The sequence below is a fragment of the Sphingomonas sp. NPDC019816 genome, from assembly GCF_050274375.1.
In the GTDB taxonomy this organism is placed as follows: Bacteria; Pseudomonadota; Alphaproteobacteria; order Sphingomonadales; family Sphingomonadaceae; genus Sphingomonas.
This window is the reverse complement of sequence record NZ_JBNNOB010000232.1, coordinates 1-2941: the sequence shown is the minus strand read 5'-3', so window position 1 is coordinate 2941 and position 2941 is coordinate 1. Positions and strand designations below refer to the sequence as shown.

The 2941-nt window shown below is 66.5% G+C and carries 2 protein-coding genes; one reads left to right on the top strand and one right to left on the bottom strand.

Going from position 1 to position 2941, the window contains the following annotated elements; genetic code table 11:
* Positions 1 to 327 precede the first annotated feature (327 nt).
* Positions 328 to 1188, bottom strand: coding sequence for an archaetidylserine decarboxylase (gene asd, locus ACQKJZ_RS18850; RefSeq protein ID WP_427733185.1), 861 nt, complete (start codon positions 1186 to 1188; stop codon positions 328 to 330).
* A 38-nt stretch (positions 1189 to 1226) separates the two neighbouring features.
* Between asd and ACQKJZ_RS18845 the strand changes: the two genes are divergently transcribed.
* Positions 1227 to 2906 carry an aminotransferase class III-fold pyridoxal phosphate-dependent enzyme gene (locus tag ACQKJZ_RS18845; protein ID WP_427733183.1) on the top strand — a complete coding sequence of 560 codons (1680 nt, stop codon included), beginning with the start codon at positions 1227 to 1229 and terminating at the stop codon, positions 2904 to 2906.
* Positions 2907 to 2941 lie beyond the last annotated feature (35 nt).

Below are 2941 nucleotides of genomic sequence, written 5' to 3'. Positions count from 1 at the left end.
TCAGCTGAACCGGGTTCACCCCCCAGGCCAGCGCACCACCGATCGAGCACCCTGCCAGCCGACAGCCGCAAGCCAGCGAACCGCTCCGCCACCGCGTCTGTCTATCCGCCATACCCGCCCGGCCCCCTAAATCGGGTTTCGCAACGATCCCCGTACCGGGGAGGGGTTGGGGTGGGGCGTCGCCGCGAATTGCGGGTCTGTAAAAGCGCCCTACCCCCGGCCCGGCATGGCCGACCTGCCACTCCTGAAGGGAAGGGGTGAGTTCCCTGCAAGTCATTCTGCTCCAAGGAGTTTGCAACGACTCCCTGCAAGGGGCACCGCGGCGCATCACCGCACATATCCGATCACCCCGCCCGCGCGGATGGTCTGGCCTTCGGTCAGGGTATCGGCCAGACGCATGCCGTTGGGCAGGAAGAGGATGATGGTCGAGCCATGCTCGAACCAGCCCATTTCCTCGCCCTTGCCGACCCGTGCGGTGCAGGGCGTGCGCCCCGGCCCGCGTTCGCGCAGCGTCCGCGCGGTGTCGAGACAATGAAGGCGGATGCTCGCCACCAGGATCGCGGCGACCGGTACGATCAGCAGCGGATGGCCCGAAACCAGCGTCCGCGCCTCGATCACCGCACGTTCGTTGCGGCAGAACAGCCGCTCGACCCGCTTCAACGCGATCGGGTTCACGTTCCAGCAGTCGCCGGACAAATAGGTCACGCCCTCCACCGCGATGTCTGTGGGTGCGTGGAAACGATGATACATGCCCGCCGTCAGTCGTAGCGTGACGAACGATCCGTCACGGAATCGCTCGACCAGTTCGGGATCGGGGATCAGGTCGCCCAGCCGATAGGGAAAGCCCTTCACTTGATAGAGCCGATCATCCTCGATCCGCCCATGCGCGCCGATCAGCGCGTCACAAGGGGAGGCGATCGTGTCGGGATCGCCGTCGAAAGGGCGGGCACCGTCGATCAGCGGGCGGACGAAGCCGTCACGCAGCGACCTGAACCGGGTCGTGCGCGCATCCGACAGGTCGACGCCGGCGAAGAACTTCCACAAGCCCAGGCTGGGCCGCGCGATCAGCGGGTGCTCGATCCGCGCGATCCGTCCGACCAGCTTCGTTGCGAACCGGCGGGGCAGGCGGTTGGTGACGAGGAAATTGACGTCCTCGTTCAGGAAGAACCGCATGATGGGTCCGCGCATTGTCATGCCTCCGTCATGGGTACGCGGTCAAAGGCCGCATGAACCCGATTCTCACTGGCCTGCTGGCCGCTTCCGCCGGTGCGGTCGCCCTGACGAAGGGGCATCGCCGCCTGACCCTGTCGCGCGCCAAGCATCCGGGGCTGGGCGGCCATGTCCGCATGGCCAAGCGCATCGCCGGGCAGATCCCGTTCTACAGCTACGGCGAAGACCGCTTCTTTCGCGTCGACGAAGCGCCCGACACGGTCGTTGCGCAGCGTCGTGCCGGGTTCGAGCGGCTGGGCGCGCTGTTCGCGACGCGATATGCGCGGACGCTGGCGCTGACCCGTGAGACGCGCTCTGGGCTGTCCGACCTGCAATTCACCGGCGCCTATCGCGTGCCGTTCCAGTTTCGCGAGAAGGTGCGCACGACGCTGGCGACGGGTGCCTTCTATCAGCGATCCGAAGGGCCGATCCTGGTCGACCTCGACGGCAATCGGCTGATCGACCTGACCGGCTCTTATGGCGTCAATCTGTTCGGCAATGATTTCTACAAACAGACCATGGCTGAGGGGGCGGCGATGGTCGGGGAACTGGGCGGGGTGCTCGGCTCGTTCCATCCCGTCGTCGCCGACAATGTCCGTCGCCTGACCGCGCTGTCGGGCATGGACGAGGTGTCCTTCCACATGTCGGGCACCGAGGCGGTGATGCAGGCGGTGCGCCTGGCGCGTTACCACACCAAACGTCCGCGTCTGGTGCGGTTCGCGGGGGCCTATCATGGCTGGTGGGGTGATGTGCAGCCGGGCATTGGGAACCCAGTGCCCGCCGACCGCACGCTGACGCTGGCCGACATGTCCGAGCGAACGCTGAAGGTGCTCGCCACGCGCAAGGACATCGCCTGCGTGCTGGTGAACCCGCTCCAGGCGATGCACCCCAATGGCTCGGCGCCCTCGGACGGGCAGCTGGTCGATGGCGGGCGCAGGGCGGGGGCGGACATGGTGGCCTATCGCGATTGGCTGCACCGGCTGGCGGAGACGTGCCGCGCGAACGGCATCGTCCTGATCTTCGACGAGGTGTTCATGGGCTTCCGCTTGGCGAAGGGCGGGATGCCGGAATATTTCGGGGTGACATCCGACCTCATCACCTATGGCAAGACGTTGGGCGGCGGCCTGCCAGTCGGCGTCCTGTGCGGCCCCGCCCATCTGATGAAGCGCTGGCGCGAGGATCGGCCCGTCGACATCTGCTTCGCGCGCGGGACGTTCAACTCGCACCCCATGGTCATGGGGGCGATGAACGCCTTCCTGCGACGGCTGGAGACACCCGAGGTCGCCGCGCTGTACGAAGGGCTGGATGCGCGCTGGGATGCCCGCGCCGCGATGTTCAATGCGCGGATGGCGGCGGCGGGGCTGCCTTTGTCGGTCGCGCATGTCCAGACGATCTGGACCATCCTCTACTCGGTCGCCTCGCCCTATAACTGGATGTTGCAATATTATCTCCGGGCCGAAGGTCTGGCGTTGAGCTGGGTCGGGACCGGGCGGCTGATCTTCAGCCTCGACATCGACGACACCCTGTTCGCCGATATTTGCGACCGCTTCGTTGCAGCGGGACAACAGATGCGTGACGATGGGTGGTGGTGGACCTCCCGGCACGCGCCGCAGGAGTTGAAGGCGGCGAACAAGGCGATCCGGCGGCGGATTTTGAAGGAGTCGCTGGCGGTAAGGTTGGGGCGGGAAGGGGGCTGACCCGCTCCCGCCTTTTCTGCTCCCCCTCCCGCAGG

What these genes read in the sequence shown, in the direction of transcription:
- asd (WP_427733185.1), bottom strand. Translation starts at nt 1,188, where the DNA reads ATGCGCGGACCCATCATGCGGTTCTTCCTGAACGAGGACGTCAATTTC.
- ACQKJZ_RS18845 (WP_427733183.1), top strand. Translation starts at nt 1,227, where the DNA reads ATGAACCCGATTCTCACTGGCCTGCTGGCCGCTTCCGCCGGTGCGGTC.